The following is a 14,735-nucleotide window of genomic DNA, read 5'->3' on the forward strand; positions in this document are numbered from 1 at the left end:
CGCTTGTTTCTTTCTATTCTACACCATATGTTGCAACGAGTGACTTGTCTAACACATGGAGTAGACGATCAATATCCTCGCTGGTCTGTGCCCAAGCACCTGAAGCCATCGGATGTCCGCCACCCTCAAATTGATTAGCAATTTTATTAATCACAATTGTACGTGATCGTAGGCGCACACGATAATTTCCCTCATCTTGTTCTTCAAATATCGCCCATGCCTTGACACGATCAATTTTAGAAGGTAATGACACAACAAAAGAAGTGCCTGCCTCGCCTAAATCAAACTGCTTTACAAGTTCTTTAGTTAACACAATATATGCTAATCCGGATGGTAACAGTGTTAGATTTTGTAAAACATAACCTGACAATTTTGCGGCATTTTCAGAAATTGTTGCCATATTATGGTGAATTGATTCATAATCAAAATTATAACCAAATAACTCTGAAACTACACGAAATGTTTCCTTATCCATACTGTACATGAAATGACCTGTATCACCTAAAATACCAATATAAAGCAACCTGGCTGCTTCAGCCGTCATAACCAATCCTTGATTCTTTAGGACTTCATAAAATTCGTATATCATTGTACTGGTCGCCGAATGACCCTCTTTGACCCACTGCCAATCAGCATAAGCATCATCATTTGGATGGTGATCAATTTTGATTGTTTCTAAACCATTTTGCCACCGTTGATCGTCGATACGTGGTGCATTAGCTGTATCAACCATGATAACCAAAGCATTACGATAAGTTTTATCTGGTATGTCATCCATGAAGTGCTCATCATCACTCATCCAAGATAAACCAGGCACAGCCTTACCAACTGCGTAAATGTTTTTCTCTGGGAAACTGGCTTTCAACAATGCCTTAAGTCCTAATTGTGACCCATATGCATCTGGATCAGGTCGCTGATGTCGATGAATAATAATTGTATCATAGTGTTTAATTTGTTCAAGTAACTGTTCTTCAATCGTTGCCATTATTTTATCTTTCTAAATTTAGAGGTATATTTATTACTACATATTAGTATACCATGTTTAAAACAACGTCATTTCTTCAAATGTATTCGATTGTAAATTACTCATGGAAATACCTAATAATCGAATCGAAAATGATGTCCCCATCACTTCATCAAAAATATTTTGTGCTTGTTTGACTAACACATCTTCCGAGAGTTGCCATGGTTCTGTCAAAGTTATAGCACGTGTCACTGTATTGAACATATCATCACGTATTTTAATATTGAGTGTACGACCAACAATGTGTCGTTCTGTCATAATCTTAATCACACCAAAAGCTAATTTTCTAAATTCTGATTGGATTTCAAATTCTCGGTGTAACATTTTATCAAACGTTTCTTCTTTACCTATAGACTGACGCTGACGTTGCCACTGAACTTCTCCAAAATGAACCCCACGTGCTTGCCAATAGAAATGTTCACCCATTTTACCAAATAAAGCACGTAGATTCTCATGTGACATCTGACGTAACTGTGCCCCATTGTTAATATGCAATTTTTCAAAGTGCGCTTCAGTTTTTTTACCGACACCACGAAATTCACCAATAGGTAGGTCATCGAGAAACGCTAACATGTTATCGATTGTAATGACCGTGACGCCATTTGGTTTATTATATTCCGATCCTAACTTAGCTAATAACTTATTATGAGATACCCCAACTGAACTAGTCAAATGTGTGATTTTAAAAATTTCATGGCGTATCTTTGCAGCAATGCTTGCACCTGATTGCGGTAATGCTGTCACATCCAAATAGGCTTCATCGAAAGCTACAGGTTCAACTTTTTCTGTCACTTGATAGAAAATATCATGCACTTGTTTAGAAATTGCTTTGTATTTAACAAAATTCGGCGATAAAAACACTGCATTGGGCGCTAATTTTTTGGCTTCAACTGAGCTCATTGCTGAATGTACACCAAGTTGTCGTGCCATATAATTCGCTGTCGCCACGACACCACGTCCACCTGATTCTTCTGGATTACGTGCAATAATTAACGGCTTGTCCCGCAAAAACGGGTTGTCCCGCATTTCAACCTGCGCATAAAAAGCATCAAGATCTACGTGTAGAATTTTACGGGTATCAGTTGTTATCAAAAACTCTGGCATAATCCTATTTTAGCATAAAGCGAACAAAAGTTCGCTCAAAACTCTGTTCAAACAACTACTATTCATATTTTTACAAAAAAAACCCCTGACCGAAGAGGGCAATGGTCAGGGGGATGATAGCCGAAACTATCAATTGAATCAATCAGTAATTGGGGGAGCTGATTGAAGCATTACTGGGGGGAGTAATGAAACTCAAATGTTATTTGAGTATGTATTAATTATATACCCTTACGTTACAATTTATATATCATAAATCTTGCGATTTGATTACATGAAAATGACAAAACATAAATAACTATATAAAAATCATCATTTAATTGGTCAAACAAAAAATATCCCGAGGGATATTTTTAGAAAGATTATACGTCGCGACGACGTTCCTTGATACGAGCTGCTTTACCTTGCAATGAACGCAAGTAGTACAACTTGGCACGACGTACGGCACCAAAGCGAGTAACTTCGATCTTTTCAACACGTGGTGAGTGCAATGCAAAAGTACGTTCCACACCAACACCTGATGAAATCTTACGTACAGTGTAAGTTGCTTGAATTCCAGCACCCTTACGCTTAATAACAACACCCTCAAACAATTGAACACGTTCACGTGAACCTTCGACAATCTTGGCGAATACTTTAACAGTATCACCAGCACGGAACTCAGGAATGTCTGAACGTAACTGTACTGAGGTAACATTTTCTAAAATACTATTTTGACGCATGGTCTTCTCCTAGTCGATAATCTTACACTTGCCCTTGGGCTTAACGCACAGCGGATTACCGTTAATTTGGCAACTAAGCCGTCTTTAATTATATCAAATATTAAATAATTTGTCTAATGTTATTTAGCGTACGACATCAAATCATCAGCAATCACATTGATTTTTGCCTGTGATTTTTCTTGTGTATCTGATACAACCCCAATGTAGAATTTTAGCTTTGGTTCTGTTCCAGATGGTCGTACAGCAACCCATGAACCATCAGCTAACCAATACTTCAAAACATTTGCTTTAGGTTGTGGTAACGTGATGCTTGTGCGGTCAGCCCGTGTTTCAGTAGCAGTTGAAAAGTCTTGAATGCGCGTAACTGCCACGCCACCAATGGTTTCTGGTTGATTATCACGGAATTTGGCAATAATTGCGGCCATTTCATCATTACCATGAATACCTGGGAAGTCTAAACTGATTGTCTTTTCTTCAAAATAACCAAACTTTTCAAATAATTCTTGTACCCCATCTGCAAATGTCTTACCTTGTGACTTATAATAAGCTGCCACTTCTGCAAACAATACCAACGCTTGAATAGCATCTTTATCATGTGAGAATGGCTTTACAAGATAACCAAAACTCTCCTCAAAGCCAAACAAAAATGTGTTTGATTTTGTAGCTTCATATTCATCAATTGTTGCAGCGATATACTTAAATCCTGTTAATACATCAGCAGTTGTTACACCAAAGCTCTCAGCAACTGTTGAAGCAAATCGTGAAGATACAATAGATGTCACAATTGCACCATCAGCAGGTAATGTATTAGTCTTTTTCTTAGCAGTTAACAAATAATTAACCAAGACTGCCGCAATTTGATTACCAGTTAATACTTGGAATGTACCATCAGCTAATTTAACAGCAGTACCCATTCTATCAGCATCAGGATCTGTGGCGACAACCGCATCTGCCCCGTCACGTTTAGCATATTCAATCGCTAATTCTAATGCAGCTGCATCTTCAGGATTTGGCTTTTTAACAGTTGGAAAATCACCATCAATGACTGCTTGTTCTTTAACAATTGAATAGTTGGTAAATCCTGCTTGTTGCAGCGCTTTTTCACCGATATATTGACCCGTACCATGAAGTGGCGAATAAACAAACTTTAATGAAGCACCTTCTTTGGCAACTAGAGCTTTATCCACTGTGACTGTGGTCATCTTTTCCAAATATTTATCATCAATGACTTGATCAATGATTTCAACATTAGCTCTTGATTCATCAAGTTTTATGCTAAATACATCAGACACTTTCTCAAGTTCTTCGACTACGATATTAACAGCTTCTGGTACCATTTGTCCGCCATCTTCACCATAGACCTTGTAGCCATTATATTCTTTAGGATTATGTGATGCAGTGATCATAATACCAGCAAAAGCATTTAGCTCACGAACAGCAAAGGATAGTTCAGGAGTTGGTCGTAAACTGCTAAACAAATATGATTTGATCCCATGCGCTGATAAAACAGCTGCTGCATCTGAAGCAAATTCCGGTGAAAAATGACGTGAGTCAAAACTAATTGCTACACCACGTTTTTGAGCTGTTACACCTTGTGCATCAATATAACGAGCTAACGCTTCTGTTACTTGACGAACTGTAAAAATATTTATACGATTCGTACCCGCACCCAAAACGCCACGCATACCAGCTGTCCCAAAACTCAAGTTCTGATAAAATGCATCTTCTTGTTCTTCTGGTGTATACTTTTCTAAATCTTTAGCCAAATAATCAGGTAGTTGTGCAGCCTGCCATAGTGCTAATTTTTTTTGATAGCTCATGTTTTTCTCCTATTTATATTTCTAAACTTAATTATAACAAAGTTCGACTTACTTGCGCTCAAATCACTCAGTAATAATAGCCCTATACGTATCTTTCTGCAATGTTTATAATACGTAATCAACAAACAATCATTTCTATTTCTACCAAAAAAGCGCCGAAGCGCTTTTTTAACCTATTACTTTGTTGCAAAAATTTCTTCACCATTTTCAGTCACAGTGAATTCTTTAGTTGCAAAGTTAGCATCTAGTGTGGCAGTTGTCTTACCATCTGCTGATGTACGTGTAACAGTTAATTCATTTTCGCCGTTGTTAACAACTTCGATTGAACCATCCAAGTCAAAGGCAGCACTTGTGTTACGGAAACGCAATAGATCAAACAAGTTTGAAACAACAGGACGCTTTGTTGTTTCAGCAATTTCAGCCAAATCATAATAATGACGGTTGATATTACGACCTTCTTTTGAACTTTCTAATAATTCAATATCATTTTCACCAGCAAGTAAACCAACATAGTAAATTTGTGGAATACCAGGTGCGAAAATTTGTGTTGCACGGGCTAGCAAGTATGATGCATCGTTGTTACCCAATGCTGAATAGTAAGTTGTATTAATTTGGTAAATATCCAAGTTATTGTATGCTGCTGAAGAGAAAATCTTCTTAACATTAGCACCAACTTTGTACATTTCTTCAGTAGTAAAGTCAGTTTCTTCTTGTGTCAACAAGTCCTTAGCATCAACAACACCAATACCATCATGCGTGTCTAATGTTGTGAATTGCTTCATTGGGCTTTGACGCAACCAGTCAGCAATGCGATTCGTCTTACCTGAGTACAATGAATACAATGTAATCAATGGCAAAGCAAAGTCATATGAATACATGTCATGTTCTGTAATCTTACGAACAATAGTGTAATGTTCATGAATTTCAGGCAAAACTTCTGAACCTTCAGCAGTTAAGATAGCACGGACTTCATCTAATATTTCCCAAATTTCAGGTTCAACGAAGAAATCGTTTGTATCCAACTTCTTAATAGCATAAGCAAAGGCATCTAAACGGATAACAGAAGCACCATGATGTGCCAAGTTAACTAATGAATCCTTGATGAACTTTTTTGTAACTTCTTTGGTTACATCCAAATCCATTTGTTGATCACCAAATGTATTCCAAACTTGATCTGTTGTGCCGTCAGCGAAAGTAACAGGTGCAAATGGTGCTTTATCCTTACGCTTGTAAATCATGTCAATATCCGCTTCAGTTGGGCGGTTTTCTGGCCAGAATTCAGAATACTTCAAGAACATGTCATAATATTCTGATTCCTCTTTCTTTTCCAAAAAGTCTTGGAAGTACTTTGATTGTGGTGAAATATGGTTCAACATAAAATCAAACATCAAGTAGTACTTATCTGCCAACTTATCGATGTCAAACCAGTCACCAAACTTTGGGTCAACTGTTTCATATTCTTCAGGTGCAAATCCGCGATCCCCTGTTGATGGGAAGAATGGTAAGACGTGCACACCACCAACAACACCATCCAATTCGTTTGACAAAACTTGGTTTAATTCCTTCAAGTTCTTACCGAGTGAATCAGCATATGTGATAAGCATCGCTTCATTTGTAAGCTTTTTCATGATTTTTTGTTCTCCTTGTGTAAGTTATATAATTTTTCAATCAATTTAAGGTTACTTATAGTGCGCCACCTGCCGCGCAAACTTTATTAACTTTTTTTACGACCTACTATAAATGTTACTACTGTTATGATAAGCAAAATAACGATCAATAATGGAAGTGTTGTATAAGCAGCAGCAGATACACTAGTTGTTGGATGTCCCATGACCCCTGCCAAAAATGAAATAACAAATGGTTCAATGAACACGCCGACGTTAAATCCAATTAACACAATTGAAGTCACAAATGGCTGTTTTTTCAACGGTGCCAAATTAGGTAACTGACTAAATATGAATGGTGAAATTAACTGCATTGGGAATCCAATTAGTAACACACCAATGGTTAGTATAATAAAATTACCATCTGACAACATCACTAGTGCGTTAGAAACTGCCATGAGTAGTAACCCAACTTGCAATGTAAAACGACCAAATATTTTTTGAATACCACCGTAAACAAGTCCACCGACCATAGCTGCCACAAGCATCAAAGACAAGATAGTTGATACAAGCAAGCCACCAACACCCAAGTTTTGTGCCATAAATGGAAAACTCAATTGAATTGCCATATAATCAATCACTAGGAAAGCAGCAAATAGTGTTAATACCCAAACAAGTGGGCTAATTGATTCAGGTGATGATACTGGAATATTAGTTCCTGTTTTTTTATTTTGATTTTCTGCCAACATTTCTGTTGTGTCAGGTACGCGGATATAAAAGAGATATAAAATTGGAAAAGCTAATAAATAAACTAAGAAAGTAGCTTGCCAACCAAAGTTCAGCAATAAACCAGCAACAAAAGTTAACACTGCCTGTCCAATTTGTTCAACTGCCGCACGCCAGCCAAGCATTGTAGCTCGTGTGTTACCTTGATACATCACCGCGATCATTGATACAGCTAATGAATTAAAAATACCAAAACCGGCACCTAAAACCATACGAGATATAAGAATAACTGGGTATGATGTAACAAAGAATGGCACTACACCAGAAAAACCAACTAACAACATACCAAGCATTATTGTGCGCTTATCACCTAACTTCGCAGCAATAAATGAACTGAGTAACACAAATACAGTTACCACAATTGATGGTGTCGTTGCCAGCGCTTGTACCTCTGTTGCTGAAACACCAAGTGCTTTGGTCATATGAGGCATAGCCCCATTAATCGCATATGCACTGGTTAACATGAATGAAATACCAAGAAACGCAATTTTGGTTATCCACTTATCTTGACTTTGCATTATTATTCTCCTTGAGTATACCGGTTTAGAACCGGTTCCTTTTTTGCGCAAAACAATTACTTGTGCAAGTTAACACAAATAATTGTAATCGCTTGCAGTTTAATTGTCAAACGTTTTATAGAATGTAACTTATAAAATCACTTTACAGAAACTTTCATTAGAGTTACAATATTATTTTTACACCTTTATTACTATTTTTATTAGAAAAAATTTTTTATATTAATTTTATACTATTATTTGATAAAATCACAAAAAAGCAGAAACAGCGTATCCTGTTTCTGCTTTTACGATTATTTCACTTTATCTGTATCTTGTACTGATAATTGACTAATATAATCATAAGCACCCTGACCAGCTACACCGCCATCACCAACTGCTGTGGTAATTTGACGTAATTCTGTGGCACGTACGTCCCCAATAGCGAAAATGCCAGGAATACTTGTTTGCATATGTTCGTCTGTAATTATCCAACCTTCATCATTAGTAATATTTAAATTGCCAAAAACTTGTGTATTGGGTTCCAAACCAACATAAATGAAAATACCACTGGCATCAATATGTGATTTTTCCTGTGTTTGGTTATTAATGACTGTTACACCAGTAACCTTTTCTTTATCACCAATAATTCCCACAACTTCAGTATGCCATTTAAAATTAATTTTATCATTAGCAAATGCACGGTCTTGAATGATTTGTTGTGCACGTAATTTATCACGTCGATGTAATACAGTAACAGACTTGGCTAAATTAGTTAAATATAATCCTTCTTCGATAGCCGAATCACCACCGCCAATAACCAGCACATCCTCATCACGGAAAAAAGCCCCATCACAAACTGCACAATAACTCACACCACGGCCTTGATAATCTTCTTCACCGGTAACACCTAAATGAATATGTTCTGATCCAGTACCAATGATAATTGCTTTAGCAATATAATGATCCATATCTGTGTGAACTATCTTTAAATCACCAGCCATTTCGATACTTTCAACGGTACCAAAACCATATTCAGCACCAAACTGAGTAGATGAGGCATACATTTTTTCTGCCAAATCTGGTCCCATAATTGAATTAAATCCTGGATAATTTTCTACTTCGGCTGTGTTATTCATTTGACCACCATAAATACCACGGTCCAACATCAAAACAGATAAATTAGCACGTGATGCATATGTTGCTGCTGTCATACCTGCAGGTCCAGCACCAATAATGATCACATCATATTGTTTGTATTCTACCATTTAAGTGGCCTCGCTTTACTTACTTTTAGTTACATTTAGTCTACACGTGTTTAATTCTTTTGTCGAGTAACCTGATTATTTAAAAGCCAAGTTAACTAAAAAAATCGAGATTAGCCCGATTCTAATTTATTGATTATAATTTTGAAGCGATTTCTTTAATATAGGCACGTAACTTATCTTTTGTTTGAGGGTGCTTTAAGCCAAACTCAATATTAGTTTCCAAAAAGCCAATCTTTGATCCAATATCATAACGATTACCCTTAAATTCATGCGCGTAAACATGTTGACGATTATTTAATGAATCAATAGCATCAGTTAACTGGATTTCATTTCCCTTACCAGGTTGTGTATTTTCTAACTCTTCAAAAATTTCTGGTGTTAACAAATAACGACCGATAATAGCTAAGTTTGATGGTGCATCCTCGGGCTTTGGCTTTTCAACAAATGACTTAACGCGGTACAGTCCGTCAGATGCTTCGGCGGCTGGATCAATAACACCATATTCTGAGACCTGATCACGTGGTACTTGCATCACTGCCAAGGTTGATTCACCAGTTTCTTCATAACGTTGTATCAACTGCTTTGTTAGTGGTACATCATCTTCCATTAAATCATCACCGAGGAGAACAACAAATGGTTCATCGCCAATAAATGCTTTCGCTGTTAGAACAGCATCCCCCAAGCCCTTAGGATGTGATTGGCGAATGAAGTACATATTGATATCTGTTGTTTCTTCGACTACCTTTAACAGCTCTTCCTTGCCTTTTTCTCGTAAATTATTTTCCAACTCAGGGTTTGAGTCAAAATGATCTTCAATTGATCGCTTTGACTTACCATCAACAATGACAATATCTTCAATACCTGAGGCAATTGCTTCACGAACGATATATTCAATTGTTGGTGTGTCAACAATTGGTAACATTTCCTTTGCCAATGCCTTTGTAGCTGGCAAAAAACGTGTGCCTAATCCGGCTGCGGGAATAATTGCTTTACGTACTGGTTTCATTATAATACTCTCTTTCTATATTCAAAGTTTAGAAATAATAGACCGACATTAGTCTTCTGATTTTAGCGGTCGTCCCATCAAATCAGAAATAGCTTCGCGAATAGGTTTATTTTCATACAAGACTTGATAAATAGCAACGGTAATTGGCATGTCTACTTTGTAATCCTGAGCAAAGTCGTATACAGCTTTTGTTGTATTGACACCTTCAATGACCATACCCATGTCACTTTCAACCTGCTCTAAAGTCTTTCCTTGTCCTAATCCTAGACCTGCACGATAATTTCTAGAATTCGGTGACATACCCGTCACAATAAGATCACCGATACCAGCTAACTCGTACAATGTCTTTTCTTTCGCTCCCATGGCTAAACCTAAAGCACGCATCTCTACCAAACTTCTAGTTAGTAAAGCTGCTTGTGCATTGGCACCATAGCCTAAGCCAATTAATGCACCTGAACCAATAGCTACTATATTTTTTAATGCCGCAAATAACTCTGAACCTAATAAATCATCATTTGTATATGCTCGGAATGTATTATTGGATAAAACTTTTTGCAGCAAGCGCGCTGCTGATTCATCAGAACTAGCAATAGACACCGCTGTCAAATCATGTTTGATAACATCTTCAGCATGGGATGGTCCAGAGACCACAACCAAAGCTGAACGATATAACGCTGGCACTTCTTCTGCTAACATTTCTGAAATACGCTTATACGTGCCCTGTTCTAATCCTTTAGTTGCATGAGCTAAAATAACAGTATGGGATTGTTTCTTTAAAACTTCACCCAGCTGTTTAGCCACTTCACGGACTGCTTTTGTTGGTACAACACTCAAAACAATCTCGACATCCGAAACTGCTAAAGCCATATTACTAGTTGCCATAAGTTTATCGATCAATTTAGCTTGGGGTAAATACTTTGTATTTGTATGCTGTGTGTTTATCTCTTCTGCTTGATCCGTATTATGTGTCCACAAACGTACATCATGTCCATTTTCTGCAGCAGTATTAGCTAACGCAGTCCCCCATGAGCCAGCACCCAGCACTGCTATTTTAGTCATTTTTATTCTCCAAATCTATCTTCTCATTTTTAACCATCTCTGCGGTCATACGTTCTTCCAACGTTTTTAATGCATCAATTCCCATATTGGCAGTCCTAAACTTAACTGCGGCGGCATCAATTACACTTGCCGTGTTACGACCAGGTGTTACTGGCACAATCATACGCTTAATTTTAACACCTAAGATTTCCAAGGTATCATTATCATTCCCTAGTCGATCAAAATTGGCTTCACCGATTTTGCCACTAGAAAGATGAATATTAAGTGCAATCGTTGCATGAGAACGCACAGAAACAGCACCGTAAACTTGCTGCACGTCAATGATTCCAACCCCACGAACTTCCATCATATTGCGCAAAACTGCGCTGGGTTCGCCAATTAAACGTTCTTCGTCCTCTTGATAAATATCAACACGATCATCAGCAACTAAACGTGCTTTGTCTTGCTGAATTAATTCTAAGGCAGCTTCAGTTTTACCAATACCTGCATCACCAGTAATTAGCACACCTAAGCCATGAACATCAATCAAAACACCATGTACATTTTCTCTAGGTGCTAACTGTCCACCTAAATAATAGGTCATATTTGATAAGATACGTGACGATGTTAAAGTAGACGTTAAAATAGGAATATGTGCTTCTTTTGCCGCTTGTTTTAATTCTTCGCTAATTTCTAATCCTGTTGACACCACAAATGCTGGTGTCTTTTGGTCAGCCATTCGTCGATAAACCATCAGTAACTCATCATGATCCATACGCTCTGAAAACGATGTTTCCGTAATACCTAATAATTGCACACGTTCTGGTGCATAGTAATTAAAATATCCTGTCATTTCAAGACCGGGGCGAGAAATATCTGCGGTTGTAATTGGCCTTTCTAGATATTCTTTACCAGATATAATCTCTAAACGTGTGTTCTCGATTAATTGTTTTACTGTCACTGAATTTTTTGCCATTTTACTTTCTTTCTGTATATATACGTATATTAGGTGTCAATAAAGCATTCACAATAGACAAAATAATAGCTGTGAATATTGCCCAGCCAAAACTAGAAAACTCGAAACCTTGAATAAAACCTGCTGTTATTTCAAGCATAATGGCATCTACAATAATTGTAAATAAACCAAATGTGATCAAAGTTAACGGTAAGGTTAAAATAATTAAAATTGGTTTAATAATGGTATTTAGAATGGATAAGACTAGTGCAGATCCAAGTGCAACTAGCCAATTGTCAACGCGTAACGCATCATAAAACAAAGATGATAAAATCAAGAAAACTAGCATCGTTGTTGCTAATCTTGCAATGAATCGCATTGTTTCCTCCTTGGATGGTTATGTAAGCGCTTAATGTGTTGTTATCATGCACTTATGAATCTGACTAATATCTATATTATACCAAAATTTAGACACTATGAGAAATAAAAACAACTAAACAATATTTGTTTAGCTGTTTTTACAAGAATTAACTACCGATTAAATAAAATAATTATAACCAGGGTTTAATTCAATAATTTTACCTGTACGTTTATAAACAATCCATTCTGCAATGTCAGTTGTGTAATCACCAATACGCTTAAGATATCCAGCAATAACTAAATAGTCTGCAGCTGAATCAACTAATTCTGCATCCTCTTTCATTCCCTCCAAAGCATCAGAACGTACTTTAGCTGCCCGCTTTGATAACGATTGGTTTTCATCAGCAATAGTCTGAGCACCATGAGCATCATTTTTAATATAATAATCCATGACTTCAGCAACCATTTTCGCAACTTGTTCGCCCATTTTACCAAGCTCTTGTTCAACCCCAGAAATATGTTTCGTACCTTTTACTCGTATAGTTGAGTTGGCAATGTTACGTGCTTGATCTCCCATACGTTCTAAAACAGATACAGCTTTTAAGATGGTGACAATTTCTCGTAAATCTGTTGTCACTGGTTGATAGAGTGCTATCATTTCAAATGTTTTCTTTTCAATTGCTGCTTCACGTTCATTGATTTGGTGATCATTTTCTAAGATGTCTCTGGCACCTTCGCGATCATGATCCACAAATGACTGCACAGACCTTTGAATCGTCTGGGCAACGAGCATGCCCATTTCTGTAAATGAATTATCTAAATCTGCTAATTCTTCATCAAATAATCGTCGCATGTTCTTTCTCCTTTTTCTGTTAACGTATGCATCATCTGTTAGTATTCTTCATAATTAACCGAATCGACCACTCACATAATCTTGTGTTTCCTGCTTTGTTGGATTTAAAAAAATATGCTTTGTCGCATCAACCTCAACCAAATCACCACTCAAAAAGAAGGCTGTTCGATCTGAAATACGTGAGGCTTGGGACATAGAGTGTGTCACAATTATCATCGCATAATCGTCACGTAAATTCAACAATGTTTCTTCGATATTGTGACTAGAAACTGGATCAAGGGCAGATGTTGGCTCATCTAGTAATAATAGTTCTGGCGCTGTGGCCAAAACACGGGCAAGTGAAACACGCTGTTGCTGCCCACCTGACAATCCTAATGCTGATTTATGTAAATCATCTTTTACTTCATCCCAAACCGATGCCTGTTTTAATGAGCGTTCAACCGCCTCGTCAAGCACAGCCTTCTCTTTCACACCGGCTAATTTCAATCCGAAAATAACATTTTCATAAATTGAAAACGGAAAAGGATTGGGCTGTTGAAATACCATGCCAATACGTTTACGTAAATCTACCGTATCTGTCGTTGGTGCATAGATATCTTGCCCATTAAAATTAAATGAACCCGTCACTGTGACATTGTCTTCCAAATCATGCATACGGTTTAACGCACGCAGGTAAGTTGACTTACCAGAGCCTGAGGGACCAATAAGTGCGGTAATTCCTTTTTCTGGAAAATCTAAATTAATCCCATGTAGCGCTTCTGCGTGACCATACCACAACTTGACATCACGCGTTTCTAGTATATTTTTGTGATTATTATCTGTCATCCGAAATTCCCCGAAATATAATCATTAGTAAGTGCAACTTTAGGTCGTGTGAAAATTTTACGCGTTAAATCATACTCAATCACTTTACCCATATGGAAGAATGCCGTATAGTCACTAATTCGTGCAGCCTGTTGCATATTGTGCGTCACTACAATGATAGTATATTGCTTTTTTAATTCAAGCAACGTATCTTCTACCTGAGCTGATGATATTGGATCAAGCGCACTCGATGGTTCGTCCAATAACAAGATGTCTGGTTTTAACGCCAATGCACGGGCAATTACTAAGCGTTGCGCTTGCCCACCTGACAATGCAAGGGCTGATTTATTCAAATCATCTTTTACTTGATCCCATAAAGCAGCTTGTTTTAAACTCGTTTCAACAATTTCATCAAGTGCTTCTTTTGTATAGTGATCTCGTTGTGTCAACGCAAACGTAATATTATTATAAATTGACTTGGCAAATGGATTAGGTCGCTGGAATACCATCCCAATGTGACGGCGCATCTCATAAACATCAATTGCCTTGGTGTTAATATCCACCCCACGATACATAATATTCCCTTTGACTGTTGCCACACCATCATTCATACGGTTTAACGACCGCAAGAAAGTTGATTTTCCTGAACCAGAGGCACCAATCAAGCTTGTGATCTTATACCGTTCAAATGATAAATCCCCTTCACTGAGGGCTAAATTGTCGCCATAATAAACTTGTAAATCTTTTGTTGATAAAGCAATTTCATGCTTTTTTGATTGCATATCATAGATATAACGCTCTGGGGCGTCATCAGTGATAAACTCACTAACTGGTTTTAACTCCATAAGGCTTGCCACACTTTCTTCATCACTCATTTAGCAAATGTTAAGTATTTACTAT

The 14,735-nt window shown here is 37.3% G+C and carries 14 protein-coding genes; all 14 read right to left on the bottom strand.

Annotation, left to right across the window (positions count from 1 at the left end; genetic code table 11):
* Positions 1 to 13 precede the first annotated feature (13 nt).
* The gene (locus FGL89_RS02255) at positions 14 to 985 is read right to left on the bottom strand and encodes a DHH family phosphoesterase (RefSeq protein ID WP_014974023.1); all 972 of its coding nucleotides are present in this window, start codon (positions 983 to 985) and stop codon (positions 14 to 16) included.
* 57 nt (positions 986 to 1,042) lie between these two features.
* The gene (gene dinB, locus FGL89_RS02260; protein ID WP_014974022.1) at positions 1,043 to 2,128 is read right to left on the bottom strand and encodes a DNA polymerase IV; all 1,086 of its coding nucleotides are present in this window, start codon (positions 2,126 to 2,128) and stop codon (positions 1,043 to 1,045) included.
* 359 nt (positions 2,129 to 2,487) lie between these two features.
* Entirely contained in the window at positions 2,488 to 2,847 is a 360-nt protein-coding gene (gene rplS / locus FGL89_RS02265; protein ID WP_014974021.1) for a 50S ribosomal protein L19, read from the bottom strand.
* Between the two features lie 119 nt (positions 2,848 to 2,966).
* The gene (locus tag FGL89_RS02270) at positions 2,967 to 4,667 is read right to left on the bottom strand and encodes a phospho-sugar mutase (protein ID WP_014974020.1); all 1,701 of its coding nucleotides are present in this window, start codon (positions 4,665 to 4,667) and stop codon (positions 2,967 to 2,969) included.
* A 176-nt stretch (positions 4,668 to 4,843) separates the two neighbouring features.
* Positions 4,844 to 6,295: a sucrose phosphorylase gene (gene gtfA / locus FGL89_RS02275; protein WP_014974019.1), complete on the bottom strand. Its 1,452-nt coding sequence runs from the start codon at positions 6,293 to 6,295 to the stop codon at positions 4,844 to 4,846.
* Between the two features lie 86 nt (positions 6,296 to 6,381).
* Positions 6,382 to 7,575, bottom strand: coding sequence for an MFS transporter (locus FGL89_RS02280; RefSeq protein ID WP_014974018.1), 1,194 nt, complete (start codon positions 7,573 to 7,575; stop codon positions 6,382 to 6,384).
* A gap of 290 nt (positions 7,576 to 7,865) precedes the next feature.
* Entirely contained in the window at positions 7,866 to 8,819 is a 954-nt protein-coding gene (gene trxB / locus FGL89_RS02285) for a thioredoxin-disulfide reductase (protein WP_014974017.1), read from the bottom strand.
* Between the two features lie 133 nt (positions 8,820 to 8,952).
* Positions 8,953 to 9,825, bottom strand: a complete 873-nt coding sequence (galU, locus tag FGL89_RS02290) for a UTP--glucose-1-phosphate uridylyltransferase GalU (protein WP_014974016.1) — start codon at positions 9,823 to 9,825, stop codon at positions 8,953 to 8,955.
* 48 nt (positions 9,826 to 9,873) lie between these two features.
* Positions 9,874 to 10,884: an NAD(P)H-dependent glycerol-3-phosphate dehydrogenase gene (locus FGL89_RS02295; RefSeq protein ID WP_014974015.1), complete on the bottom strand. Its 1,011-nt coding sequence runs from the start codon at positions 10,882 to 10,884 to the stop codon at positions 9,874 to 9,876.
* Positions 10,877 to 11,839, bottom strand: coding sequence for an HPr(Ser) kinase/phosphatase (gene hprK / locus FGL89_RS02300; protein WP_014974014.1), 963 nt, complete (start codon positions 11,837 to 11,839; stop codon positions 10,877 to 10,879). Before hprK ends, FGL89_RS02295 begins: the two co-directional genes overlap by 8 nt.
* Position 11,840: 1 nt before the next feature.
* Positions 11,841 to 12,197, bottom strand: a complete 357-nt coding sequence (locus tag FGL89_RS02305; RefSeq protein WP_014974013.1) for a phage holin family protein — start codon at positions 12,195 to 12,197, stop codon at positions 11,841 to 11,843.
* 159 nt (positions 12,198 to 12,356) lie between these two features.
* Positions 12,357 to 13,031, bottom strand: a complete 675-nt coding sequence (gene phoU, locus FGL89_RS02310) for a phosphate signaling complex protein PhoU (RefSeq protein WP_014974012.1) — start codon at positions 13,029 to 13,031, stop codon at positions 12,357 to 12,359.
* A gap of 54 nt (positions 13,032 to 13,085) precedes the next feature.
* Positions 13,086 to 13,856 (bottom strand): phosphate ABC transporter ATP-binding protein PstB, encoded by a 771-nt coding sequence (pstB, locus tag FGL89_RS02315; RefSeq protein WP_014974011.1) that lies wholly within the window; start codon positions 13,854 to 13,856, stop codon positions 13,086 to 13,088.
* A complete protein-coding gene (pstB, locus tag FGL89_RS02320; protein ID WP_014974010.1) occupies positions 13,853 to 14,680 on the bottom strand; it encodes a phosphate ABC transporter ATP-binding protein PstB in 828 nt (275 codons plus the stop codon). The genes pstB (FGL89_RS02315) and pstB (FGL89_RS02320) overlap by 4 nt, the downstream gene beginning before the upstream one ends.
* Positions 14,681 to 14,735 lie beyond the last annotated feature (55 nt).

The sequence above is a fragment of the Leuconostoc carnosum genome (genome assembly GCF_007954525.1).
Classification (GTDB): Bacteria; Bacillota; Bacilli; order Lactobacillales; family Lactobacillaceae; genus Leuconostoc; species Leuconostoc carnosum.

What these genes read in the sequence shown, in the direction of transcription:
- FGL89_RS02255 (WP_014974023.1), bottom strand. Translation starts at nt 985, where the DNA reads ATGGCAACGATTGAAGAACAGTTACTTGAACAAATTAAACACTATGAT.
- dinB (WP_014974022.1), bottom strand. Translation starts at nt 2,128, where the DNA reads ATGCCAGAGTTTTTGATAACAACTGATACCCGTAAAATTCTACACGTA.
- rplS (WP_014974021.1), bottom strand. Translation starts at nt 2,847, where the DNA reads ATGCGTCAAAATAGTATTTTAGAAAATGTTACCTCAGTACAGTTACGT.
- FGL89_RS02270 (WP_014974020.1), bottom strand. Translation starts at nt 4,667, where the DNA reads ATGAGCTATCAAAAAAAATTAGCACTATGGCAGGCTGCACAACTACCT.
- gtfA (WP_014974019.1), bottom strand. Translation starts at nt 6,295, where the DNA reads ATGAAAAAGCTTACAAATGAAGCGATGCTTATCACATATGCTGATTCA.
- FGL89_RS02280 (WP_014974018.1), bottom strand. Translation starts at nt 7,575, where the DNA reads ATGCAAAGTCAAGATAAGTGGATAACCAAAATTGCGTTTCTTGGTATT.
- trxB (WP_014974017.1), bottom strand. Translation starts at nt 8,819, where the DNA reads ATGGTAGAATACAAACAATATGATGTGATCATTATTGGTGCTGGACCT.
- galU (WP_014974016.1), bottom strand. Translation starts at nt 9,825, where the DNA reads ATGAAACCAGTACGTAAAGCAATTATTCCCGCAGCCGGATTAGGCACA.
- FGL89_RS02295 (WP_014974015.1), bottom strand. Translation starts at nt 10,884, where the DNA reads ATGACTAAAATAGCAGTGCTGGGTGCTGGCTCATGGGGGACTGCGTTA.
- hprK (WP_014974014.1), bottom strand. Translation starts at nt 11,839, where the DNA reads ATGGCAAAAAATTCAGTGACAGTAAAACAATTAATCGAGAACACACGT.
- FGL89_RS02305 (WP_014974013.1), bottom strand. Translation starts at nt 12,197, where the DNA reads ATGCGATTCATTGCAAGATTAGCAACAACGATGCTAGTTTTCTTGATT.
- phoU (WP_014974012.1), bottom strand. Translation starts at nt 13,031, where the DNA reads ATGCGACGATTATTTGATGAAGAATTAGCAGATTTAGATAATTCATTT.
- pstB (WP_014974011.1), bottom strand. Translation starts at nt 13,856, where the DNA reads ATGACAGATAATAATCACAAAAATATACTAGAAACGCGTGATGTCAAG.
- pstB (WP_014974010.1), bottom strand. Translation starts at nt 14,680, where the DNA reads ATGGAGTTAAAACCAGTTAGTGAGTTTATCACTGATGACGCCCCAGAG.